Annotated in this window: 22 protein-coding genes; 7 read left to right on the top strand and 15 right to left on the bottom strand. The window is 53.9% G+C overall.

What is annotated here, in order from left to right; all coding sequences use genetic code 11:
* Window positions 1–66: 66 nt before the first annotated feature.
* The 5 genes from Q0835_RS01180 to Q0835_RS01200 all read right to left on the bottom strand — a co-directional run bounded on the left by Q0835_RS01180 (window position 67) and on the right by Q0835_RS01200 (window position 6012).
* A complete protein-coding gene (locus Q0835_RS01180) occupies window positions 67–1284 on the bottom strand; it encodes an MFS transporter (protein ID WP_298957922.1) in 1218 nt (405 codons plus the stop codon).
* Window positions 1285–1318: 34 nt separating this feature from the next.
* A complete protein-coding gene (locus Q0835_RS01185; RefSeq protein ID WP_298814597.1) occupies window positions 1319–2986 on the bottom strand; it encodes an NAD+ synthase in 1668 nt (555 codons plus the stop codon).
* A 252-nt stretch (window positions 2987–3238) separates the two neighbouring features.
* On the bottom strand, window positions 3239–3631 hold the full coding sequence (locus Q0835_RS01190) for a GFA family protein (protein WP_298957923.1): 393 nt from the start codon (window positions 3629–3631) through the stop codon (window positions 3239–3241).
* Window positions 3632–3830: 199 nt separating this feature from the next.
* A complete protein-coding gene (locus tag Q0835_RS01195; RefSeq protein ID WP_298814602.1) occupies window positions 3831–4418 on the bottom strand; it encodes a response regulator in 588 nt (195 codons plus the stop codon).
* Between the two features lie 211 nt (window positions 4419–4629).
* Window positions 4630–6012, bottom strand: coding sequence for a class II 3-deoxy-7-phosphoheptulonate synthase (locus Q0835_RS01200; RefSeq protein WP_298958587.1), 1383 nt, complete (start codon window positions 6010–6012; stop codon window positions 4630–4632).
* A 274-nt stretch (window positions 6013–6286) separates the two neighbouring features.
* Here Q0835_RS01200 and Q0835_RS01205 point away from each other — a divergent pair, with 274 nt between their 5' ends.
* Entirely contained in the window at window positions 6287–7018 is a 732-nt protein-coding gene (locus Q0835_RS01205) for a VIT1/CCC1 transporter family protein (RefSeq protein WP_298814606.1), read from the top strand.
* A 27-nt stretch (window positions 7019–7045) separates the two neighbouring features.
* On the opposite strand, the gene Q0835_RS01210 is transcribed toward Q0835_RS01205, so the two are convergent.
* Entirely contained in the window at window positions 7046–7636 is a 591-nt protein-coding gene (locus Q0835_RS01210) for a gamma-glutamylcyclotransferase family protein (protein ID WP_298957925.1), read from the bottom strand.
* A gap of 53 nt (window positions 7637–7689) precedes the next feature.
* Between Q0835_RS01210 and Q0835_RS01215 the strand changes: the two genes are divergently transcribed.
* The 3 genes from Q0835_RS01215 to Q0835_RS01225 all read left to right on the top strand — a co-directional run bounded on the left by Q0835_RS01215 (window position 7690) and on the right by Q0835_RS01225 (window position 12250).
* On the top strand, window positions 7690–8898 hold the full coding sequence (locus Q0835_RS01215) for an aminotransferase class V-fold PLP-dependent enzyme (protein ID WP_298957927.1): 1209 nt from the start codon (window positions 7690–7692) through the stop codon (window positions 8896–8898).
* A 75-nt stretch (window positions 8899–8973) separates the two neighbouring features.
* Window positions 8974–10509 carry a diguanylate cyclase gene (locus Q0835_RS01220; protein WP_298957929.1) on the top strand — a complete coding sequence of 512 codons (1536 nt, stop codon included), beginning with the start codon at window positions 8974–8976 and terminating at the stop codon, window positions 10507–10509.
* Between the two features lie 148 nt (window positions 10510–10657).
* A complete protein-coding gene (locus tag Q0835_RS01225; protein ID WP_298957931.1) occupies window positions 10658–12250 on the top strand; it encodes a diguanylate cyclase in 1593 nt (530 codons plus the stop codon).
* A 45-nt stretch (window positions 12251–12295) separates the two neighbouring features.
* On the opposite strand, the gene gor is transcribed toward Q0835_RS01225, so the two are convergent.
* From gor to rpiA, 3 genes are all read right to left on the bottom strand, one after another.
* A complete protein-coding gene (gene gor, locus Q0835_RS01230) occupies window positions 12296–13672 on the bottom strand; it encodes a glutathione-disulfide reductase (protein ID WP_298957933.1) in 1377 nt (458 codons plus the stop codon).
* A gap of 250 nt (window positions 13673–13922) precedes the next feature.
* Complete coding sequence (locus tag Q0835_RS01235; RefSeq protein ID WP_298814625.1) at window positions 13923–14438, bottom strand: DUF2059 domain-containing protein; 516 nt, start codon at window positions 14436–14438, stop codon at window positions 13923–13925.
* A gap of 53 nt (window positions 14439–14491) precedes the next feature.
* Window positions 14492–15184 (bottom strand): ribose-5-phosphate isomerase RpiA, encoded by a 693-nt coding sequence (gene rpiA / locus Q0835_RS01240; protein ID WP_298957935.1) that lies wholly within the window; start codon window positions 15182–15184, stop codon window positions 14492–14494.
* 232 nt (window positions 15185–15416) lie between these two features.
* On the opposite strand from rpiA, the gene Q0835_RS01245 reads away from it, so the two are divergent.
* Both Q0835_RS01245 and gph read left to right on the top strand, forming a co-directional pair.
* Window positions 15417–17189, top strand: coding sequence for a methyl-accepting chemotaxis protein (locus Q0835_RS01245; protein ID WP_298814631.1), 1773 nt, complete (start codon window positions 15417–15419; stop codon window positions 17187–17189).
* Between the two features lie 104 nt (window positions 17190–17293).
* Window positions 17294–17974 carry a phosphoglycolate phosphatase gene (gph, locus tag Q0835_RS01250; protein ID WP_298957937.1) on the top strand — a complete coding sequence of 227 codons (681 nt, stop codon included), beginning with the start codon at window positions 17294–17296 and terminating at the stop codon, window positions 17972–17974.
* On the opposite strand, the gene Q0835_RS01255 is transcribed toward gph, so the two are convergent.
* The 3 genes from Q0835_RS01255 to Q0835_RS01265 all read right to left on the bottom strand — a co-directional run bounded on the left by Q0835_RS01255 (window position 17961) and on the right by Q0835_RS01265 (window position 21073).
* A complete protein-coding gene (locus Q0835_RS01255) occupies window positions 17961–19922 on the bottom strand; it encodes a DUF4139 domain-containing protein (protein WP_298957939.1) in 1962 nt (653 codons plus the stop codon). The genes gph and Q0835_RS01255 overlap by 14 nt on opposite strands.
* A 249-nt stretch (window positions 19923–20171) precedes the next feature.
* Entirely contained in the window at window positions 20172–20531 is a 360-nt protein-coding gene (locus Q0835_RS01260; protein ID WP_298957940.1) for a hypothetical protein, read from the bottom strand.
* A 263-nt stretch (window positions 20532–20794) separates the two neighbouring features.
* Window positions 20795–21073: a hypothetical protein gene (locus Q0835_RS01265; protein ID WP_298957942.1), complete on the bottom strand. Its 279-nt coding sequence runs from the start codon at window positions 21071–21073 to the stop codon at window positions 20795–20797.
* A 330-nt stretch (window positions 21074–21403) separates the two neighbouring features.
* Here Q0835_RS01265 and Q0835_RS01270 point away from each other — a divergent pair, with 330 nt between their 5' ends.
* Window positions 21404–22090 carry a class I SAM-dependent methyltransferase gene (locus tag Q0835_RS01270; protein ID WP_298957944.1) on the top strand — a complete coding sequence of 229 codons (687 nt, stop codon included), beginning with the start codon at window positions 21404–21406 and terminating at the stop codon, window positions 22088–22090.
* A 49-nt stretch (window positions 22091–22139) separates the two neighbouring features.
* Here Q0835_RS01270 and Q0835_RS01275 read toward each other — a convergent pair whose 3' ends face one another.
* From Q0835_RS01275 to Q0835_RS01285, 3 genes are read right to left on the bottom strand one after another with little or no spacing between them, the layout of a single operon-like run.
* Complete coding sequence (locus Q0835_RS01275; RefSeq protein WP_298957946.1) at window positions 22140–22922, bottom strand: SDR family oxidoreductase; 783 nt, start codon at window positions 22920–22922, stop codon at window positions 22140–22142.
* On the bottom strand, window positions 22915–23610 hold the full coding sequence (locus Q0835_RS01280; protein ID WP_298957948.1) for an acylneuraminate cytidylyltransferase family protein: 696 nt from the start codon (window positions 23608–23610) through the stop codon (window positions 22915–22917). Before Q0835_RS01280 ends, Q0835_RS01275 begins: the two co-directional genes overlap by 8 nt.
* Complete coding sequence (locus Q0835_RS01285) at window positions 23607–24563, bottom strand: hypothetical protein (protein ID WP_298957950.1); 957 nt, start codon at window positions 24561–24563, stop codon at window positions 23607–23609. Before Q0835_RS01285 ends, Q0835_RS01280 begins: the two co-directional genes overlap by 4 nt.
* Between the last annotated feature and the right edge of the window lie 2 nt (window positions 24564–24565).

The following is a 24565-nucleotide window of genomic DNA, read 5'->3' on the forward strand; positions in this document are numbered from 1 at the left end:
TTTCCTTTGTCGAACTGATCAAAGGTCCAGTTCAGAAGGCGCTTGAGTTTTTTGGTCCCGAAGCATTCAATTTGCCGCGTGCTCCGGTCGATAAGCCTTGGCCATGATGGCGAGAACGCCACAAAAGGCAATGCAGTAGAGCCCTACCGCCATGATTTGTAAATCGAAGGAAATTCCCAGATCAATCAGCCACCCCATCAGGCCTGGGCCGGCTGCCGATGCGAACACCATAAAGGCAAACGCCACTGATCTGATCGCACCCATATTGGTGGTTCCGTAGACCTCGGGCCACAAAGCCCCGACCAACGTGCCGTTGAAACCGTTTGAGATCCCGACAAGACCCAAAAAAACAAAGGCCGCGGCAGGGGCGTGAAAGAACGCAAGCACAGCACAGGCAATTGTCAGGGGCAAAAGAGTGAATGGCAGAAGCTGGCGAGCGGAATACCGATCTATCAGCGGACCGATGACAAGCGCTGCGCAGACAACGCCCAGAGCCATGATGACAAACGCGCTGGCGAACACTTCGAGCGACCAACCTCGCAGCTCCACCAGATAGACCTGGTGAAAGAAGATCGCAGTACCAATAAACGCCGGTGCGTTGACGCCGAAGGAAACCAACCAGAACCTGGGATCCCGCAGGACCTCCGGCCGTGTCCATTGGCGTCCCTCTGGCCCCTTTTCCGCAACTTCCTTCGCGCTCGGCACTCTGTCTTTTGCAAGCAGCGTCAATATCACTGGCATGGACACAACAATCAGCACGAGTGCAGAAACAGTCCATGCCCCGCGCCAGCCGAACAGACCGCTCAAGGCAACAAAACAGATCGGAAACAGAGCCTCCGCCGTCGGGAATCCCATCGTGGCGATTGAAACTGCCCTGCCCCTTTGTGCGGAGAACCAGCGTCCTGACGCAGTGATCGCCGTGTGCGTCATCATTCCCTGCCCGCAAAGGCGAAGACCGTAAAAGGCAACAAAGATCATCCAGACAGACGTTGTGTTCGCCATCAAGACACAAAACAGCGCAAGACCGACCATCACGACGGCAGCAATCCGCTGCACCGGAAAATGATCCAGGCTCTTGCCCACATAGGGCAGCGTCAGAGCACTGCCCAAGGTTGCGAACATGTATAAAAGGCCGATGTCACCGTGACTGAGACTGAATTCGGCCCGCAAGGAGCCGGCGGACAAGGAAATGAAAAACGTCTGCCCAAAACCGGAAAACACAGCCATCAAATAGGAAGCCGAGAGCCAACGCGCGTTGTCACGCAGAAAACTGAAATAGCTCATGTAGCCTGCCAGGCAGAAAGATATAGAACCGGCGTCAGGTGCGGTCCCGGAACCTGTTGGTAATTGGGTAGCGGCGGTCTTTGCCGAAATTCCGCTCCGTGATCTTGACGCCGGGAGGCGCCTGACGTCGTTTGTATTCGGCGACATAAAGCAAGTGCTCGATACGATGGATCAACGCTCTGTCATGGCCGCGTTTTTCGATGTCACTAACGGACATTTCCTCTTCTACCAGACACTCCAGAATGTCATCGAGAACATCATAGGGAGGCAACGAATCCTGATCCGTCTGATTTTCGCGAAGTTCGGCAGTCGGAACTTTGGTGATGATATTGGAGGGAATAACCTCTCCGTCCGGCCCAAGCAGCCCGTTGGGCAGATGTGCGTTACGCCAGGCTGCCAAATGATAAACCTGTGTCTTATATAGGTCCTTGATGGGATTGTAGCCGCCGTTCATGTCGCCATAAAGGGTCGCATACCCGACCGACATTTCCGACTTGTTGCCAGTCGTCATAACCATTTTGCCGAATTTGTTGGAGACGGCCATCAAGATGACACCACGGGCCCGTGACTGCAGGTTTTCTTCTGTCGTGTCTTCCTGGGTTCCACTGAATAGAGCGGAAAGAGCGGAAGTGAACCCTTCCACGGGCTCTGCAATCGGAACCGTGTCATAGCGGATGCCAAGAGCATTGGCGCACGCAGCTGCGTCCTCGATGCTTTCCTCAGACGTATACCGAAAAGGCAGCATGATCGCATGCACCCTGTCGGCACCCAGCGCATCCACCGCCATGGCGGCACAAATGGCGGAATCGATCCCCCCAGACAGACCCAGAACGACACCCGGAAATCCGTTCTTGTTGACATAGTCACCAAGTCCCATGACGCAGGCACGCCAATTGGCCTCGTCAAGGTCCGGAAGTTTAGCGAATTCGCCATTTTCACAGACCCAGGTTTCACCGGACCTCGTCCAGTCGCTTATACCGATGCCGGGCTCAAATTGTGGCATCTGAAACGCGAGGCTTCTGTCCGCTGCCAAAGCAAAGGATCCGCCATCGAAGACGAGCTCGTCCTGCCCACCAAGCTGATTGCAGTAGATCAGAGGCAAATCTGTCTCAACAACCCGGGCGACAACCACTTGCATGCGTTCTTCGGCACGGTTCTCCCAATATGGAGACCCGTTTGGTACCATCAAAAGTTCAGCGCCAGTTTCTTCAAGGCATTCGCAGACTTCGTCATTCCAGATGTCTTCACAGATCGGCAAACCGATGCGAACACCTCTGAAATCGACCGGACCGGGCAACGGGCCTGCTGCAAAGACCCGTTTTTCGTCAAAAACGCTATAGTTAGGTAGATCGTATTTGTAACGGACCGCTTTTATTTCGCCAGCGTCAAGCAACACGACTGCGTTGTAGACCTGACCGTCGTCAGCTCTCCAAGGCGTGCCAACCACCAGTGCAGGCCCAGCATCGGCCGTTTCCTTTGCCAGCGCTTCCACACATTCCATGCACCGACTGACAAATGCCGGTTTCAGAACAAGGTCTTCGGGCAAATAGCCGGAGAGCACCAGTTCTGAAGTCAGAACGATATCCGCCTTCTTTGCGGCGGCTTCGGCACGGGCCTTTCTAACAAGGTCCGTATTGCCGGCCACATCGCCAACGGTCGGGTTCAGCTGCGCGACAGCCAGTCTAAAACGATCAGATATCATGGGAGCAATGCCAGGAAGTGTCATTCTTCCAAGATGTAGCCTGAAGAACGCCACCTGTCTATCTGATCTCGCGAACCTTCAGGTGTTCTTTGGTCTCGAAACGTCAAACCAGAAAACCGCTCTCACGCATGCGCTCAAAGGTTCAGTCTATTCCTTGCGCGATTGGTGGCAAAGAGTTTTGGTCCTGCCCTGCTGCGCTTGTTGCGCAAAACATGGTTCCTCTCCGCGCCTCTCTGCCAGAACCGGTCACGCCTAATCGGCCTTGATATCCACGTGCCACCATTTCGGCCGGCTGCTTCGAAACGAATGTGCGGTTGGCATGAGGTCCTTTTTGGCAGGCTTGTCAAAGGTTCCAAGAAGGAGTGCGATAGTCGGTGCGTCGTCGATTGCACCTATTGTACTGCCGCACCGCCCGCAAAAGGCCCGGCTGGAATTTTCAGATGATCGGAAAGTGGCCGGTTGGCCGCCCGGTCCAGTCCAAGCAATAGCGTCACTTGAAAACTCGGCCCAGGTCGCTGTGAGCGCCCCTGTGTGTTTGCGACACATCTGGCAAGAACAGGTGTGTGGGTTCAAGGCCGGACCTGTGGCTTCGAAACGAATGTGGCCGCAGAGGCAGCCCCCGGTGTGATAAGTTGACCTTGCCATCTACCTTCCTCTTTTGCCGAGCCTACCGCGCCGCAAGTGCTTTATTGCGATGTAAATTTCCTGAACTCAACACAAGACCGGCTGTTGGTTCGGGGCAGAATTCCTAAAGCCAATGGAATGCAATTGCATGCAGACCGTCGCGCTTCGCTTTGAGGGGAAACGAACAACTTTGTTCGCAAAATAAAAATAGGGTTTCGGTCTAAAGCAGCGCCAACCCCGAGGCGTCAAAATCGTCATACGGCTGCGCTGATGGCACTTCAAGTTCAGGTGCCTCTGACGGATTAAGATTTCGGTGGAGTTTTTGGTGGCCCGGTCCAAGTACCCCTTTGGACCGACCGTGCAGATCCTGACGCTCCAGTGTTTCGCCTATGTGATTATAGAGAACGGCTGGTGAAACCGGCTTGGCAACAAATCCATGGATGCCAATGCCAACCGCCTCCAGGATCGTGGCGCGTTTGGCGTGGGCGGTCACGATCAAAACCGGCGTCGTGCTGATAAGCGGATCTCTGTCGCCTCTGAGTATGCGCAAAAATTCATTGCCACCAAAAGGACACATGACCCAATCGCACAGAACAATGTCGGGTTTCCGGTCCACGACCAGTTCCAATGCTTCCGCGCCGTCGCTTGCCTCGAACGTAGAGCGAATTCCAAACCCGGTCAGGATTGAACGCATTATTGCGCGCATGTGGGCATTGTCCTCAGCAATCAGACAGGAATTCTTTGAAAGATCCCACCGGTCGCGCAAAGTCCACTCCCCCAGCAACTCGACAATCAACGCGACCGGCAACTCATAGCCGTCCGGTCGTACTCAAACTCTCAAACGTTCCATCCTCTCGCCGAAACGTGGCAACAGAAGAAACGCCTCCGATGCAGGTATGCGCCCGGAGCGTTAAATGAGGCTTACCAAATCTCTGCCCAGATGTGATTTTGCGCTTTGGAAACGAAAAAAGGCGGCCGAGGCCGCCTTTTGATAACGCAGCGTTAAGCAACAGATCCGATCAGGCGCTTGCCGCCAACGGTTCGGCTTGCTTGTCGTCACGTTCCTTCTTCAGATTTTCCGCAATCAGGAAAGCCAATTCCAGTGCCTGGTCGGCGTTCAGCCGCGGATCACAATGCGTGTGATAGCGATCGCCAAGCTGTTCTTCGGTCAACGCTCTTGCACCGCCGGTACACTCGGTCACATTCCGGCCGGTCATTTCGACATGCACACCGCCTGCATGGGTGCCTTCAGCACGGTGGACGGCAAAGAATGCTTCCACCTCTTTCAGAATACGATCAAACGGGCGGGTCTTATAGCCGCCAGCGGAAACTGTGTTGCCGTGCATCGGATCGCAGGACCAGACAACAGATTTGCCTTCGCGTTCCACTGCGCGCACCAACTGCGGCAGATGGTCGAACACCTTGTCCGCACCGAAGCGGGCGATCAGCGTCAGACGGCCAGGCTCGTTGTCCGGGTTCAGAACGTCGATCAGTTCCAGCAATCCGTCCGCCGTCAAGGACGGTCCGCATTTCAGGCCAATCGGGTTTTCGATACCGCGGAAGAATTCCACATGGGCGTGGTCCGGCTGGCGGGTCCTGTCGCCAATCCAGATCATGTGTCCGGATGTTGCGTACCAGTCGCCAGATGTGGAATCGACACGGGTCAATGCTTCTTCATAACCAAGCAGCAGGGCCTCATGGCTGGTGAAGAAATCCGTCCCGCGCATCTGCGGAACCGTATCGCCGCTGATACCGCAAGCCCGAATGAAGGCGAGCGATTCCGCGATCCGGTCAGCCAGTTCCTTGTAACGGTGCCCTTGCGGACTGTCGGAGACAAAGCCCAGCGTCCACTGATGCACCTGATCCAGGTTGGCGAAACCACCTTGCGCAAAGGCGCGTAGCAAGTTCAGTGTTGCCGCTGACTGCCGGTAGGCCATGGCCATTCGCGTCGGGTCCGGGATCCGGCTTTCAGACGTGAAGTTGATATCGTTGATGATATCTCCGCGGTAGCTCGGCAACTCAACGTCGTTCTTCTTTTCAATATTCGAAGAGCGCGGCTTTGCGAACTGTCCGGCAATACGTCCAACCTTCACGACAGGCTGAGCGGCTGCGTAGGTCAGGACAACTGCCATCTGCAGAAAAACGCGGAAAAAGTCACGGATGTGATCTGGATGGTGCTCGGCAAAACTCTCTGCACAGTCTCCACCCTGGAGAAGGAAACCATTGCCGGCCGCGACATCAGCGAGCTGTTGCTTCAGAGCACGCGCTTCACCTGCAAAAACGAGCGGCGGATAAGTCGACAGGCGCTGTTCAACATCCGCCAAAGCCTCTTGATCCGGGTATTCCGGCACCTGCAAGATCGGTTTCGATCTCCAGCTGTCCGGGCTCCACTTCTCCGCCATCATTCCTACTCCTCATTGGACCTGCAGGTTCGTTCCATTTGGCCAACCGCGCAGTCCACGACAAATTCGTCCGATTTTATTTGCCCAAATCGTGCAAACGTGCGGCCTTATACACGCCAAGTGCCGATTATGCCACAGGGCATTCCGCCAAATTTCGACTGAAATCCGGTTCTGATTTCCAAGAAATCAAACCCTGAATTGTTGCGAGCCTTGAGACGGATCATGGCACAGAACCCAAATAGCGCAGAACCTGAGCAAAATTCAGGATTTTTCTATGCCGCAGCCACGTCTCGAACACAGCCACCGGCCCCACGATATTTCCGTCCGCCTCGCAGCAGGTCCGGACACCAGCTACTTGCGGGACTGGATCTATGGCGGGATTGACGGTGCCGTAACAACCTTCGCAATCGTTGCCGGGTCCGTTGGCGCGAACCTCTCCACTAAAGTCATCCTAATTCTTGGAATTGCAAATCTGCTTGCAGACGGATTTTCAATGGCCGCCGCCAATTACAGCGGTTCCAAGTCCGAAAACGAGGACTTTCAGCGCTTGAGAGCGATCGAAGAAAAACACATCGAGATCGAACCGGACGGAGAACGGGAAGAACTCCGTCAGATCTTTGCCGGCAAGGGGTTCTCTGGTGACGACCTTGAGGACATCGTGCGACTTATCTCCTCAAATCGGACAACATGGATCGAGACCATGATGCAGGCCGAATACGGAATGTCGGACGGTATGCGCAATCCGCTAAAGGCAGCCCTTTATACTTTTGCAGCGTTTGTACTTTTCGGCGCGATCCCGCTGGTTCCCTTCATCCTGCCGCTTCCAGCCGATGCGGCAACGGCAACGATTTTGACGGCCATAGCTTTCTTCGCGATCGGGTCCTTCCGTGCAAAGTGGTCTCAAAGACACTGGATGTCCTGCGGAGTGGAAACAATGGCCATCGGCATGCTGGCGGCTGGCATCGCTTACCTCGCCGGACACGGTCTGCAAACCTGGCTTGGCTAAGTGCACAAGTTGTTCAATCGACCCATCTCAAGGCTGCATGTATTCGACGCCCTTGCCGGTCAGCTTTTCATCCACAAGAAGCGCAAGGTCTCTCTCAAGCCTGATACTTCGCGGATAATGCGGCTTGTGCCGGTCAGAAAGAACCGGGGCCTGCCATCCGTCCGTTGTTTCCAGAAAGTGGTCGATCCCGTCTTCTCCCCAGATCCCGAAGTAGCCTGCCAGAACACAATCCAGATAGCTTTGCAGAATGGGATGTGCATCGTTTCCCCATCTAAGGTGATCCGGCGCCGCCTTGAAGAGAAAGAGATCGGCAGGCCCAGGCTCGTTCTTTGCCTCGCAGGCAAAAGCGGTTCCGATGGCTTCAACCTTTTCATAGCGCCTTTCACGATGCTCCAGTTGGGCAAGCCCCTCTTTTGCCTCGCGCGCCATCACGCCCCAGATTTCGCTTCCTTGCTTTTTTCTAACACTCAAGGCACACCGACCTTGACCGTCCTCACCAATACCGCAAACACGCCACTCACGGACCCACCCGCTTAGACGGCCGGGGGTTACCTCCATTGCAGCGGGAATGGTGTCGACATTGACGAGAGAGCCATAACCAAAATAAGTGATTGTCATGATGAACCGGTCTTGAGTCTCCAGATAACTCTTGATGCCGCTTGAGGGTTGCCATGATTGTCCCTTCCCTGTCTCAACAAGACGTCGAGCTCTTGCGGGCAGACACACCCGGTGTAGGCCAGCGGATCCACTTTAACAATGCCGGCACGGGTCTGGCCCTGCAACCTTCTCTGAATGCTGTCAAACAGCATCTTGATCTTGAAGCCAAGATCGGAGGTTATGAGGCAGCAGCCGCCGCAATGGCTGACCTCGACGGTTTCTATATAGCACTGGCCGCACTCATCGGCAGCAAGCCGCATGAAATCGCCTACATCGAAAACGCCACACGTGCCTGGGATATGGCCTTTTATGCCATCGACTTCCGCGAAGGTGACCGCATCGTGACCGGGCGTTCGGAATATGTATCCAACTATGTCGCTTTTCTTCAGATGCAGCGCCGCAAAGGCATCGAGATCGACATCGTCGAGGATGACGCAGATGGGCAGATTGACCTGAAGCAGCTTCAGTCTACCATCACGCCGAGAACCCGGCTGATCGCTTTGACGCATATCCCGACCTTTTCCGGCTTGATCAATCCTGCCGAAGACGTTGGCGAAATCGCTCACAAGGCCGGAATTCTATATTTGTTGGACGCTTGCCAGTCAGCCGGCCAGATTCCACTCAGCGTCAACGAAATCGGATGCCAGATGTTGTCCGGCACCGGTCGAAAGTATCTGCGAGGGCCTCGTGGAACCGGTTTTCTTTACGTAAGCGACCGGGTACTTGATCAACTCGACCCACCATTCGTTGATCTGCAGTCGGCTGAATGGATCGACGAAAAAACGTACCGGCTCGTTCCCGGTGCTCGAAGGTTTGAAACCTGGGAAAGATATGTTGCAGGGCAAATCGGTCTGGGAGTTGCCACCACATATGCCATAGGGTTCGGCATGGAGCGCATCGGAAATCGCATTTGTGCACTAGGCGCACAATTGCGCTCTGAACTTAAAGGCATCGCTGGGTCAAACCTGCATGACAAAGGCGCCAGGAAGGGCGGTATCGTGACCTTCACGCTTGATGGAGAACAAGCGGAGCAAACCAAATCCCGATTGTCTGACTCATCGATCAATATCTCGGTCAGCACCGCAAGTTCGGCACGCATAGATCTCCCCGAAAGAGGGCTGGACTCGGTCGTACGCGCCTCCTTGCATGCATATAATACTGAAGATGAAATCGAACTCTTTGTTAAGGCTCTTCGAAGAATTGGGGAGAAGTCTCCCAGATAATCACGCTACGGGCAGACAGTTTTAAGTCTTAGAGGCTAGTGTAGTTGCGTTTTTAACGTAACAGGTGACCAGCCTTTGCTTGGCAAACGCGAAAATGATGGCGTTCCGCACAGCCTTTCCTCCACCGGTCTAAATGCCGGGCGGAAAATAACTGTCTGGATTTATGGGCTTGCGGCACTGCTCATCGTGCTGTCCGCGGCCTCGCTGACATTTATTGCCCACATGGCATGGCGAGAAGCCGACCGCAAAGCGCTGGAAAGCGAGCAAATGCGTATGGACGCAATGCTCAAGGACATTCACTGGCAGATCGGGCGCGACCAACTGTCCTTAGCCCAATGGGACAAAACCTTCAATGCCGTGCAGGCGCCTCTCGACAAGGAATTCATCGAAGACGAGCTCGTCGAATACCTCTGGGAAGACTATGTGCTGGATCGGACTTTCATTGTCCGAAAGGACGGCACCATGGTTGCTGAGGCTGTCGAAGGCAAAACCAGATTCGGGCCCAAACAGCTGCCGCCCGACAATCTGATAAGAGAACTGGCAGATCAAACGCGAGCTGCCTTTGAGGCCAAGCGTGGTGTTTCCGGCTCTGATTTTTTAAACTGGCACATGCCACAATCGGTTCTTCTTGACCTTTCTGCTGCAACATTTGCCGTTGTTGACGGTACGCCTGCGTTCTTGAGTACCATGCCCATTCTGCCAGACGACGGCCAGGTACAGTTGAATGAAGACTATCCACACGTACTCGTGAATGCCGCCTATCTCGATGAAGAGTGGGTCGCAGAAATAAACGACCAGCTCTCGTTCAAGGATTTGCGTTTTCAGCTGGGGGCACCTGCACAGGAAGATGCGCGCAATCACCTGGTCATGGCTTCCGACGGCTCGGTATTCGGATATTTTCGATGGATTCATGCCAAGCCGGGCCGTGAAATCTGGGTCGCCGCCCTGCCCCTGATTTTCGTCCTCGCGACGCTGATCGCGGTCGTTGCTTTCGCCGTGGCAAGCAAGATCAGCCGATTGTCGCGATCGCTGGAAGAGAGCGAGCGGAAAAACCACTATTTTGCCAGGCATGACGCCTTGACCGGCCTGCCCAACAGGCATCACTTTTCCGATTGCCTTGCCTTCGCTCTGGACAACCTGCCCGACTGTCCATTTGCGATACTCACATGCGATTTGGACCGTTTCAAACCGGTCAATGACACTTACGGCCATGAGGCCGGCGACACAGTGATCTGTGCCGTTGCAGACCGACTGCAAGGTCTCGTCGCAGACAAAGGTGTTGTCAGCCGGATTGGCGGTGATGAATTTATCATTCTGGTGACGAGCCTCTCTGACAAACATCCGCTGCACCTTTTGGCAGACCAGCTCAGATCCGCCATTGCACAGCCGATCGACATCGGCAATGGACAGCGCGTGGAAATTGGCATTTCCATCGGAATTGCGACTGCGCCAGACTGTGGCACTACGGAAAAGGACCTGATCCGCCTCGCGGACATGGCACTCTATCGCGCGAAAGATAATGGCCGGAATGCCTTTGAATTCGCCATGGCACCATCCGCGCCCCACGCGGAAGACATGTCGGGCTTCACCACCCAATCAAAGTTGCACTAAGTTCAATCTTTCCATTTTTATCCGTAATACTGGCAATGTGCACAGCACCGAAAATTGCATAAACTCATTGATACTACTCATAAATTTCAATTTTTCGTACATCTTATTAAGCAATCTCTGCTTAGAATTTCATCACATGCAGTAACCCATGGCGTTCATCTTGGTAGATGATGCCAAACAGGATCAAGGTGTGAGCGAGCCTGGCAAAAGATACAGCGACCGGACCTGGAAAGTTCCGCGGCAGCAGATATCGCGACTGGCCTTCCTGCTGGCCGGGCTGCTTATCGCCGTAACTGCGGCGTCGCTCATCTTTGTGGGGCTGGTCGCTTCTCACGCATCGAACCGGCAGGCTATAGCAAATGAGCAGCAATTGTTCGACGGCGCTCTAGCCTACCAAATGCGGACAATTGTACGGGAACAAATTAGTGTTGCCTCATCGGACGAAGCTGTGGCGCGTCTCGTCAACGCTCTGGACCCGGTTCATGTTCAGCTCAGCTTCGATACGCTGTGGACCGACTATCGGCACAATAAGGTGGTGCTGATCTCCGGTGGTGGCGAGGTTCTGGCAGAGTCCTTTGATGACTACATCCACATTATCCGGCGACCTGTCGCTGAAACGCCCGAACTCCAAACTGTTCATGAAAAGCTGAAACTGATTTATCAGCGAAACCGTGTCCGTGTCCCTGGCGGTTTCGGACACAGATCCTTGCAAGGCGTTGACCCGAGCGAATATGCGCTGATGGGTTTCACACGGATCGACGGCAAGCCGGCCATTTTCGGAGCAATGCCGATCGTTCCGGACAGACATGCCCAAACCCTGCCGGATGGACCTCCAACGATCCTCTTCTCCGCCCGCTATCTGGACAGTTTGCTGTTAAAACAGCTCAATGCCCAGCTCCGCTTTGACGCCTTTTCCTTCATTGAAGGCAGCGGCCCGGGCGCTCGGGAACCTTTTCATCTGGTCTCAGACCCTAACGGGGAACCGGTGGGCACCTTCAATTGGGCAAGCAAGACCGAAGGAACGTCCATTTGGCCAACGGTCATTCCGGTGATTGCTGTTCTGAGTGTTGCACTAGCCGCACTTGCATTCGGAATTGCGTGGCGCATCGGACAGCTGACAAGTTCCCTTCAAGCCAGTGAACAGCAAAACCGGTATCTGGCCTTGCATGACACCTTGACCGGGCTTGGGAACAGGCTGCAGTTCAACCGGTCGCTTGAAGCGTCCGTCGAGGCCTTACCGGATCAGCCCTTTGCCGTTGTCCATTGCGACCTCGACAAGTTCAAGGCAGTCAACGACACCTTTGGTCATGCCGCAGGTGACAAGGTCATCAGAACCATTGCAGAGCGTCTGCAGGACATCATCGCAGAACGTGGGCTTGCCTGCCGCATCGGCGGAGACGAGTTTATGTTGCTCTACAAGGGTACGCCCACTCGCGCCGAGTTGACGCGCTGTGCGAAGGCAATGATCAGAGCCGGAAATGAGCCGATCTCCCTGGACGCAACAACATCTGCTCAGATCGGCATGAGTGTTGGGATTGCGATTGCGCCTGATGATGGCGCGACATTTGAGCAGCTCGTGGCAAGGTCCGATGCCGCACTTTATCATTCCAAGAAACTGGGGCGCGGCAGATACTCGTTCTTTGAAGAAACCTTCTTCCAGGAAGAAGAAACCAGTCAAGCGACCGGTCAGGAGCACGCACGCCGTCCGGTTCGAAAATCCGGAACCGGCCCGGCAGCGTAAAGACCGCCGGGACTTCACATTTTTGGTGGCTATGACTGAACGCGATCAGCCCCGCAGCTGTTCTGTTGGCTCACGCATGGTGACCAACTCTTCCGCTGCGGTTGGATGTACGGCAATAGTCCGATCGAAATCTGCCTTTGTCGCCCCCATTTGCAGTGTAACGCCGAGAATTTGAGCCAGTTCTCCGGCGTCCGGCCCAACAACATGCACACCCAGCACTTTCTGCGTCTTCGCATCGACGATCATCTTCATAAGCATTTTCTCGTCGCGCCCGGACAAAGTGTGCTTCATCGGCCGGAAACTGGATTTGTAGATATCAAGATTCGGCGTTTTCTCGAGCGCCTGTTCCTGTGTCAGGCCGACTGTTCCCATTTCAGGTTGGGAGAACACGGCTGTCGCAATCAGGCTATGGTCGACCGTCCAGGCCTTGCCACCGAATATCGTGTCTGCAAAAGCATGACCTTCCCGGATAGCGACCGGCGTCAAGTTGGCCCGGTTGGTGACGTCGCCGACCGCGTAGATCGACGGGACACTTGTCTGAGAGTCATCACTCACCTTGATGGCGCCGATCTTGTCCATTTCAACGCCAGCCTTTTCCAGGCCTAGATCGCTGGTGTGGGGACGACGTCCGATTGCAAACATGATCTGACCGGCCTGGAGGCTGCGCCCGCCCTTGGTCGCACCGACCAGCGAGCCATCAGCCTGTTTTTCGATCTTGGAAAAAGTGTCATTTAAAATGACGTTGATACCCTTCTTTTCCATCTCTTCACGAACAGTCGTTCTCAGGTCACGATCAAACCCGCGAAGGATCTCCTCGCCGCGGTAGATCAGTGTGGTGTCGACACCCAGACCATTGAAAATGCCGGCGAATTCGACCGCAATATAGCCACCGCCCGCAACCACGATCTGGTCCGGCAATTCACTCAGGTGAAAGGCTTCATTGGACGTGATGACATGTTCCACACCCGGAAGATTGGTATCAACATTGGGTGACGCCCCAACGGCGATCAGAATGTATTTGGCCGTGATGGTCTGGCCGGTGGAGAGCAGACGAACCGTATGAGCGTCTTCGACAACCGCGCGGCTGTCATGTATGTCCACGTCGGTTCGTTCAAGATTGCGCCGATAAATGCCTTCAAGCCGGGAAATTTCCTGGTCCTTGGCTGCAATCAACTTGGTCCAGTCAAAACTGCGCTCGCCGACCGACCAGCCGAACCCCTCCGCGTCTTCAAACTCCTCAGAGAACTTTGAGGCATAGACAAACAGTTTCTTCGGGACACAGCCGCGGATAACGCATGTGCCACCGTAGCGATACTCTTCTGCGATCCCGACACGGGCACCATGGGTCGCCGCGATGCGCGCCGCACGCACGCCGCCGGACCCGCCCCCGATGACAAACAGATCGTAGTTGTACTCAGTCATCACAGCCTCTTCATTCTCAGCCTTGCCGGCTTTTGCTCTTTTGTTTCATTCGGTGCGCAAATAAGCGGTCGTGTTTTTCAAACAAGCCCCTGCGCGAAAACGGACAAATGCCAACAAAGAGAGTTGCCCGCTAACCCAAACGATTTGGGCCGCGTTCGCGGCCCTTCACGTCAGCCAGAGGGCCGTCGTCAAATCATCGTGTTTTTCATGTGTACACCTGATGCCAACCGGCCTTCCAGGGTACTCAGGATCACTGGGCGCTGTCGATGCGCTCAAGCTCCTGCTGGACCAGTGTTACCATTTCGGTAGACAGGGCATCCTGCCACTCGCGGGCAGACGCAACCGACTTGGAAGTGACAACCGGGATCGAGCGGGTCAGCTTTTGTCCAAGGTCAGTGCTGTAGAATTCAGCAAGCTGATCAAGTTCTTCTTCCGTAAAGCTTTCGGCCCACAGCGTATAAACTCTCTCGTTCAACAGCGCGCGCTTCGGTGCCAGTTGGAGCGCAATCTTCTGGGTCACGTCGATGACGTCTTCTGCACGAGTCGGCTGCGCCTGAATGAAGGCAGTCCGTGTCTGTTCCGCCAACAACGGCAGGATGTCATCAAACGGTTCCAGCATTCTCGTTGCGATTGTCACCTTTTTTGCCGCTGCCAGATGGCTCTCTGAAGGACCATCCTGTGCAAGTGCGGCTGTCGACAGGCAACCGGTAGCCATCATGACTGCGCCCAGAACAGCTGCCCGTGGGAATGATTTGATTAGCTTCATTTTTTACTCCTAGGCGGCTTCCTCATTAGCCTGGAAAGCCATATCCATACTACTTAGATGGGCAAGACGGTCTTTACCCCATCTGTGCCTGCCACGTAAGCTTTTGTTGCAAGTTCGATGAAAAGACCATGTTCGACCACGCCCGGTATGGCAACCAGTGGCGCGGCAAGAGCTTTCACATCGGAGATTTTTTCAAGGTGCGCATCTAGGATAAAATGCCCGCCGTCGGTCACGAATGGTTGTGAGGCCCCGCCTCGCAACACCAATGCCTGCGGAAGCCCCAGATCGCTCAGCACCGTGACGATTGCCCGTCGCGTTGCTTCCAGTCCAAACGGGACCACTTCTATCGGCAATGGAAACCGCCCAAGTGCGTCAACTTCCTTGCTGCCATCGGCAATCACGATCATTCGCTCGGAAGCTGCCGCCACGATTTTCTCACGCAACAAAGCACCTCCCCCGCCCTTGATCAGAGCGAGTTGAGGATCGAATTCGTCAGCACCGTCGACGGTCAGATCGAGCTGCGGCAATTCATCCAGGGTGGTCAATTTTATGCCCAGCCCGGTCGCCAGGTCTCGTGTGCGTTCGGACGTCGGCACACCTACAATGCTCAGGCCTGCTGCCACACGCTTGGCAAGTGCATGCACGAAGAACTCGGCCGTTGAACCCGTTCCAATGCCAAGCCGCATTCCTTCGGTGACATCTTCTGCCGCGCGTTCCGCTGCTTCCTGTTTAAACTGATCGCTCATTACCCATTCCTCCGGTCAACGCCCATTGACGTGCATGTTGACCGGCCGTCTCTTTTCTGGCCGCCGGGTGCTTAACATGGCCAGCCTCCACCGGTCCAGTGACATTCCCCTTTTCACGGGGGAACTGCCGTCAGACACTTACGGTGCCGTATGGTTAATTTGTTAACCATCATTTTAGACAGACCCTCGATAATACTTGAAATTATTCAGTGTTCGGAAAGCACAGAATCAGATGAACATCTTTCGACTGAAGCCGCGGCGCGATCGGCACAATAATGCTTTGTCGGACGACTTGGTTCGCGACGAGACCACTGAAATTGAACTTCCGGCCGAAACGGATGACCCTTCCCATGCCGACCAGATGGGGTTTGTGCTCGACAGCCTTGAGGACGATTTACAGGTCGCAGCAAAGTCGATCGATTCATCAGCACAAAAAGTGCAGAGCCGGCTCGACAGCCAAATGGAAACGCTCGCGACAATTCGCAGCGGCAGCCAGTCGCTCGCCGATCAGTCAGCCATTGCCGAGGAAAACGCCACCGGACTTGCGGCTTCCATCGAGGAGCTGACGGCATCCAGCGGCGAGATTGGCAATCAGGTCGGCGTTTCCAACGAGCTTGCCAACGAAGCGCGGGATGTTGCCGACGAGGTCAATCAGGGCGTTATGGATCTGAAGCAGGCGATTGATGACATTGCAAATGTAGTCAGCCTGATCTCCGACATCGCCAAGCAAACCAACCTCCTGGCGCTCAATGCGACGATCGAGGCAGCCCGGGCCGGTGAAGCAGGAAAAGGCTTCTCGGTTGTGGCAAGTGAAGTCAAAGCCCTCTCCGTCGAAACACAATCGGCGACCGAGCAAATCGTTGCCAATATCGATCGGCTCAATCAGTCTGCAGAGCAAAGCCTGGGGTCAGTCGGACAGATCATCGACGTGATCGGCAAAATTCGCCCGAGCTTTGCAGCCGTCGAGGAAGCCGTTCAGACCCAGATCGAAACAACGAACGTTATCGGTGGTCAGGCGCACAAAACCGCCGACTTCGTACAGGAGGTTGTCCACACGGCCCAATCCATCACCAATTCCGCTGCGAAGGCCGAGGAAGGTGGCACGCTGGCGCGCGAGACCGGCGCTGAAATGAGTGCTGCAACCCGGTCCCTGCAATCTCGTTTCACAATGATGATCCGTCAAACCGGGATGGGTGACCGCCGACAATCGGACCGACTGCCTGTCAAGATCCAAGGTACGGTCTCGAGCGGTTCAAAAAGCGTCCGCATTGAAACCCTTGATATTTCCAAAGGTGGACTGCTGTTCAAGCCGGATGAAAACAGTAAATTCTCCAAAGGCTTCACGCTACTTTTGGACCTGACTGGCATTGGCCAGGCCGAAATGAAAATCGTCGCGGTTTCGGAGAACGGCTGTCATTGCGCCTTCAGTGATCCAAATGACGCATTCAAGGCTGGGTTGGAGCGAAAGATCGCAGCCATACACGAAAGTCATGCAGAAGAAGTCGAACGCGCACAGTCCGGTGCCGCGAGGATCGCTGCCGCAATGGAAAACCTGCTTGCTGCGAACGCACTTACTCAAGACGATCTTTTTGACACGGTCTACAAGCCGATTGCCGGAACCAATCCGCAACAGGTCTCAACGCGCGCGCTTGCCAAACTGGAAGACATGTTGCCCGAGATCCAGGAAGACATTCTTGAGAACTGCAATGGACTGGCTTTTTGCGCAACCGTTGACCGGAATGGCTACTTGCCGGTTCACAACCTTGTTTATTCGAAGCCCCAAAACCCGGACGACCCCGTCTGGAACGCGGCCAACTGCAGAAACAAACGAATTTTCGACGATCGTGCGGGCCTGAGCGCCGCGCGTAACACCCGTCCTTTCCTGATCCAGTCCTACGCAAGGGATATGGGTGGCGGCAACATCGTCTGGATGAAGGAAGTCGATGCACCCATTATCGTGCAAGGCCGGCATTGGGGCGGTTTCCGCACTGCCTATAAGCTCTGACAACATTGAGTTCCAACACTCTGTCACCCATAGCGATTGATTGGCTTGCAGCATTTGCGTGATGCAGATAGGCATTGACGTTCTGCAACTCAGCTGAGGGTCTCATGTCTGTTCTGGTGTTTGATTTGGACGGCACCCTGGTGTCTTCCATGGAAGATCTTGTTGCAACGCTCAATGTTGTCATGACAGCAGCCGGCCATTCGGCCATACCCCAAGACGACGTCGCACATATGGTGGGAATGGGTGCAAAGGTGCTGATCCAAAGAGGTCTGGAGTTCAATGGCATTGACTGGACGGACGCAGACATCGAGCCGCTCTTTGAGCACTTCCTGGAACATTATGCCGCGAACATCGCGGTGCACACGCGCCCCTTCGATGGTGTCGTCGACGCACTCAAGGCATTTCGAGAGGAAGGCTGGAAGCTGGCGGTCTGCACTAACAAGGCAGAGCGCCTGACGCTACCGCTGCTGACGGAGCTGGACCTGTCTCAATATTTCGACGCTGTCATCAGCGGGGATACATTTTCCGTTTCAAAGCCGGATGCCGCACCGGTGCACGGTGCGATCAACCAGGCAGGAGGCACGGTGACCGGCTCTATAATGATCGGAGACAGCGTGACCGACATTAATGCAGCCCGCAATGCCGGAATTCCGGTCATTGCCGTTAATTTCGGCTACACACCTGTCCCTGTCGAGCAGCTCGGACCCGACAGGATCATTTCCCATTTTGACGAGTTGGCGGGCGCAGTGACGGCCTTGGCCGATGCGCCCTCTAAAACGTCCTGATAGCCTCGCCAAGCGTTGCTCTGATTTCTTCGCTCCGCTCCTTCATAGCGGCAATCTCAGTGTCGATTGCTTCGATGCGGGTCTCAGACTCGGCAAGCTTGCGGGCCGTTCGTTTATAGAGATCGGCACCGGTTTGAACGGCAGACAAGTTGGCTCGAAGCCGATCTTGGTCTGACGTCTCCTCATTCTTGCGGGCACGCAGCAGATTGATCTGACGTTCTACCTGGGTGATCTCGGACTGCAGCTTCGCCAGTTCCCTCAATTTGGTAGCTGTCTGCCTTTCAGGGGCGCGTGAAGCCAGACTGACCAGGGTCTGCGCATCGGTCGTGATCAGCGAATATGTTTCTGAAAGCGTACGTTGTTCGAGCACGGCCGCAGTTTCAGTCGCGCCTTCCAGAATTTCAATTTTCAGTCGATTGTGCGTGGCCGTATCGTCCATATGTTCCGATGAGGAAAACTCCCAGCCCGGCCGTTTGGGGTGTTCAATGACAACCGTCCGCGCATCATCAGGCGCGCCTTTGATGGCGTAGCGTGTTTCAGCGCGCTGGCGGACAGAGGCCGTCAAAAGGCCGTTTGCTACCTTGATCGTCGTGATTTCATTGTCAGATTCGGCCGATTGCGCAATTCTGACCTTCTTGTCGGTTGCAAAGCTCGCCATACGGCTTTCGCCTGATGGCATGCCATTGATCTGCGCGTCGCCGACATACCCTTCGCTTTCGTCATAGACCGTCAGGATGCCCCTCGGCAGGCTTGTGTCGGTTTCATTCTTGATCAAGATCGCCGCGATCGGATGCGCCAAGCCGCTTTCGGGCCGATAAACGGAAACAGTTTCTGCGGAAACGACCTTATCGACAATTGGAGCCGACAGTGTTTCACCACTCTCAAGGCTTACCGGCCAGGGCAACGTGAAGGAGGCTGTCACAGCTCCTTCACTTGCCTCGCCGACATTGGCATTTGCCATCTTGCGCGCCATGGGTGTCGGTGCAGGGGCCGCTGCCGACAATGCGGCGATCCTTGAACGGCCGTCGAACATGGCTTCGCTTTCCGCCACCTCAAATCTAGGTTCAGCGCCCGTGTCCGCCGGGGGCACATAACCGGCGGACACGTCGATCGGGACTTCGCGTCGCTGTTTCCAATAAAGATCATGCAAGCGTTGTTTGAGTGTTACCGGCGCACCTGAAGACAAGGTCACCGTGACATCCCGCCAATCCTCTCCACTGGCGTTTTCCAGAACCGCCCAGGCCTGAAGACGGGCCGTGTCGTCAGCGAGCGTCACAACACGGTAGGCAGTCTTCCAAATGGGAGTTGGCACCACATAGGAAACTGCCACTTCGCGAGCTCCCTCGCCCGCAACCTTCAGCGCCACACTGCGCGCGCCGTCGGACTTGCCTCTGCCGACGGCTCCGAGCGCCTTGGCAACTTTCTGCTGAATATCTTCGTCCAGAAACTGAATTTCCGTATCGGCGGTCAGATCGACGCTTGTGATGCCGCTTGCGCTCAGAACAGAGACGACGTTGCGTTGTCCGCTGTCTCCTTCGTCACGTACGGAAACGCCCAGCACCAAACCTTCAACGCTGGAACCGGCCTTTTCAATGAGCACATTGGTCCCCTGCAAAGCGGCCAAGAGCCGGGCCGGTGACTGGAGGTCATCAACCGAAAAGGGAAGGTTCTTGAACGTCTCCGCCAGTGGGTTGGGGCCAGGAAGCGTGATGCCCTCGACGACACCCTTTTCATCGAAGACAACAATGCTTTTCAAGACATCGTTCACCTGATCGAGCGGCACCGTCATGTTGATAAGACCGGTGCTATCGATATCCGCCTTGCGAACGACCTCCGCAAGACCACCAGAAGACAGTGTAATGCTGGTTATTGGACCGTTTTCTGCGGCAAGGACAGCAGCGGGAATACTAATAAAAAAAGCGAAAGTTGAAGTAAGTCGAGGCAACATGATTGAAAAACTCCGATCAGACGGCAAGAGGCAAATCGATAGGCAAACAATACGGCCATTGTGGGAATTCCATGTGCCCTACATCACCAATTTGCACTTGCCAAAGCTTGAACACTGCCATGGACAGCGCGCAGCCCAAACAAAAGTTTTCAAGCGGTCAACGCAGGCGGGGAGCATTTTGTATTTGCGCATCTGGAGAACACCACTTCATGAACAGGGGGACGTGAAATCACTGCTCGTTGAAAACTGTCAGCCCTCCGGAACCAGATTCAAATATTCTATAGATCCCGCTGCCAAAGCCACTGACAGCGGCTCCGTCGATCTCACGGTGCGCAGAGTTTCGTTAGTTGCCAGCAGAACGGTCTGGTGAACGGCATCACGCTCAATGGAAGCATTCAGTTTCAGGGTGATATGCGCCAGTTCCTGCTCAACTCCATTGCGGAAAACAAAATCGAGGGAACTTGGTGACATCATGCCGACATAACCATTGGCGGCGTATGCACAATCGAAACAGAGCCGCAGAACATCGATCGAAGGTTTCTCGGATTTCAAGAAAACTGGGCATAATTTCTTAATCAAATCCTTAAGAAAGACCGCGACTGTAAGCAATCTGTTAATTTGGAGCTTACAGGAAGAACGACTCAGTTACCGGTAGAGTTGAGTGAATGGCGAAGTGCCTTTCACAGTCACCGGCCAAGAACCGGCAGCACATGTTCATCACCTTCCTCAAATCCACCACTCTGGCAACATGCCTGATAACAGCGCTCGCTGTTGTTTGTCCCGCCCAAGCCCGTCAAAACGTTGACGTGACTTCAACGGACACTGCGCCTGTCAAAAAACCTCGTCAACTCATGCTCGCTTGGCCGAGCCGCTCATCGGCTGACGCTCCCTTGAGAGTTGCACAAAGCACAGAGCTCGAGCGGCAAAAGGAGCTGCTTGAATTGCAGCGCCAGTGGATACAGCAGGAACGGCGGCGCCTTGAACAACAGCGGGCCAACCAGAGAGCCCGCGAGCAAAGCCTGCAGCAGCGTGAGCTGCAACAAAGGCAAGGCCGGGCCGCACAGAACCGTCAAAACTACCAGCGCCAGCAATACCGCTCCCAGCAATACCGCCGCGTCCGCAACCGCCCTCAGCAGTATCGCCGCCAGCAATTCCAGAACCAGGGATTCGTGAGGCAGTAATGGCCTTAGGCGTTGATCGATTTCCGGTTGGCTTCGTCAAGCGCAAAAATAATGTGCGGACAACTCGAACAGACAACCGAGCTGTCATTGCAGGTATCTGGAAAGAAATTTAGTCTCCAGAAAAGATAAAACACCTGCCACGATCTTGTTGATCGATTGAGTTCATTGCCTGAATAGAAGTTGGTTAAAAATAGAATTTTGCCACGACGATAATCAATGAACTTCGGCTGCCCGGCGTCCAGCAGCGTACCGCGACTGTTTTACTTAACCTACCCGGGCTCAGAGGGAATGAGCAGCAAAATGACCAATATGAGCGGTGGTTCAAAACCGCAAAATGAATACTTGGACGTCACCTACGGTCAAAAAGCGTTCACCGGATACCCCTTTGTGATGACGGCTCATTTATGGGAAAAATGCAGTCTCTTTCCAGGTGCTAAATTGCTCGACCTGGGATGTGGGCGGGGCGAGTTTCTCAAAGGTTTTATGGCCAAAGGAGCTCTAGGCTATGGCTTCGACCAATCTGACTTGGCGAAGCAGCATTGTCCTGAAGCTGACGTTCGTGTGGGCGACCTAGAAGCTGCCTTACCTTATGAAGACAATTTTTTCGACGTAATATACAGCAAGTCCGTCGTTGAACATTTCTATTATCCGGAAAGAATACTCGCTGAAGCTTATCGGATACTAAAGCCAGGTGGAACAATCATTACGATGACGCCCGACTGGAAGTACAATGTTGTCGACTTCCATAGCGATTTCACTCATCGCACAGCATTTACGCTCAAGGCGATAGAAGACATCCACAAGATCACTGGCTTCAAGGAAGTCATCGGCGACAGATTCATTCAATTGCCTGTCTATTGGAAGCATCCTTGGACTGGTGCACTTGTATGGTTAGCCCGGAATTTTACACCAGATTTCATGAAGCCAAAAAACAAGTTCATTCGCTTCTCAAAAGAAGTAATGCTCATTTGTACCGCAACCAAATAGTCTTAGTGGACAATGGTACGTTTGGATTGGTTTTGTCTGGAGCATGCGCTCACCAGCCACTAAAGCCACCATCAACGTTGACCATCTGCCCGGTCATGTAACGTGAATTGTCAGAAACAAGAAATGTCATTGCATCTGCAATTTCCTCAGGCTCTGCCATCCGATCAAGCATGATCAGCTTACCTACCCTGTTTTGAAACTCTTCTGAGTGATCATTGAACACCGCTCCGGGAGCGATAGTATTGACCGTGCAGTTCCGTTTTGCCCAATAGCCGGCCAACCAAATTGTCAACCCGTGAATTCCGGCCTTTGTAGCAGAATATGCGCTGAAGGACTTGAAAGGCATACCTTCGTAGATGTCATGATGGGGCCCGTTCAGGGCATACATCGAAGCCACATTGATGAGTTTAGCGGGGTACTTACCCACAATGTCTATGTCCATCTGGCGCGCAACAAGAAACGCCCCAGTCAGATTGACCTTCAACGTTTTTTCCCAAGTATCTAGCTTGGTGTTCGCAAAATCTGGAAAAGATTCCCCTCGCCCCATCAACAATTCGCCGGTAATGGCTGCATTGTTGATGACAACGTTTGGAAATAAACTCTTTTCTGCGAGTGACTTGAATATTCCCGCGACTTGTTCCTCACTGCCTACATCAAGCTCTACACAGTGAAAGCAGTCATGATCACCGTATCGGTCCATTAATCCATCAAAACGATCACCAAGTAGTTCAGAGGCGATAACATCCATGCCGTTCTCTAGAAACTTCTCAATGTAGACCGTCCCAAGAACGCCCCCAGAGCCGGTTAGAAAGACTGTTTTTTTATCACCCATTTAAGTATTCCTTCATCAACAGCTCAACCAGCTTAAAATCAAATTCTGAATCAATATCCACACAGCGTTCCGGAGGCATCTCATACGGGATGACGCGCCCTTCAAAAAGTGAAGAAGCAGCCCGTAAATAGGCTGGTGAAACGACATAGGTCGAGGCAGCGTGTTCGTACACCAATGGAGCTTGTTGCCGTGCGACGACTTTTTCTGCCAACGGTTTGGATACTTGAAGTGAGCCGCCCGTATCGAGTTCGAGCAGATTGAAATAGGGATTTTTTCGAGCAACACAGCAAGACATGACCATATCGGGCATTTCCCGAAAAAATAGCTCTAATGCGTTGTCAATATCTTTTGGATCACGCAGTGGAGATGTGCAGTCCAAGTCGACAAATGCATCGGCCAAGCCAAGCAACTCTTCCGATTTTATTAGTGCATCCCGCCAGACATCCCATTTCGATGCATCGTCAGTTGCCAGATGAGCGGGGCGAAGTCCGATTTCCAACGCTCCTTTTCCAACTGCATATTCGTACAGCTCAGGATCATCCGTTGACACGGCAACCTGTTCGACACTTTCGTTTTGAAGGAGCTGTTCCAGAGACCAGTCGATCAAAGGTTTTCCGCAAAGAAAGCGAACATTTTTCCCAGGTACTCCTTTAGAACCCATTCGCGCACCGATGTGGCCAAGTATCATGTTAAGTCCGCCTCTATCTGGCCAACGAACCTTCGTTTCTCCCAAGCATCGGCTATTGCGTTGCAAGAATTTCGAACCAGGTCCATCCTCGGGAACAGCTTATTGAAAGGTGTGTCCTGCTCTTCAGCCAAACTTATGAAATCTTTCATTAAACTGAGAAAGAGTGAGTTTCGTTCCTGGGGTAGTTTTTGTTCGCAATCTGGACCGTTGCCTGAAACTACAATGGCGTTTTTTTGAAAGTCGTAATCAAAGCGCTCATGCAGACCTTCAAAACTTCCACGCCTGATCAACTGCGGAGCAAGGTAGTCCATGTGAATTGTACAAAGTCCCAGTCTGGTGCCTTGTGCTGAAATTGAAGAGGCAACATCCACACCTCCAAAGGCAGGATGTTCGAGGCAAGAGACGCTCGTCACTCTAAGCTCAGGGTCCAAAATACAAGCCATATCGATTTCATGACAAAGGTCCAATAGTACTCCGCCGCCTTCAGGATCTGACGCATAGCTTTCTGAAAAACTCCACTCCTTGCGCCATTGGTTTACATTGTGGCCGATTGCCAAGGTGGACCGAAAGGGACCGGAAAGCTTGAAGCCCGCCATCTTTTGAACAATCGGATGGTAGCGCATCATGAAGCCGATCACGGATCGCCGCTGTAACTCCATAGGTATAGAAAAGATCTGGCTCAGTTGATCCCTTGTGTACGCTAGTGGCTTCTCGATATAGAGTGGAACTTCATACTCAGCACATCGCGAGATAAGCTCAAGGCGGATGCCTGTGCCCGAGGCTATAACCACCGCGATCCGGCCTTTTTTCTGCTTCAGCGTCGCATCAAACATACCAACATCAAATTGACGCCAAGGAAGCAATTCTGCTTGCTTGCCAAGCACCTTTAGATTGTCGAAGTGTCTTCTTCCGATGGAGCCCGCGCCGACGACCAAATAGTTAAATTCCTTCATCT

Origin of the sequence: uncultured Roseibium sp., assembly GCF_947499295.1 — a bacterium.
In the GTDB taxonomy this organism is placed as follows: Bacteria; Pseudomonadota; Alphaproteobacteria; order Rhizobiales; family Stappiaceae; genus Roseibium.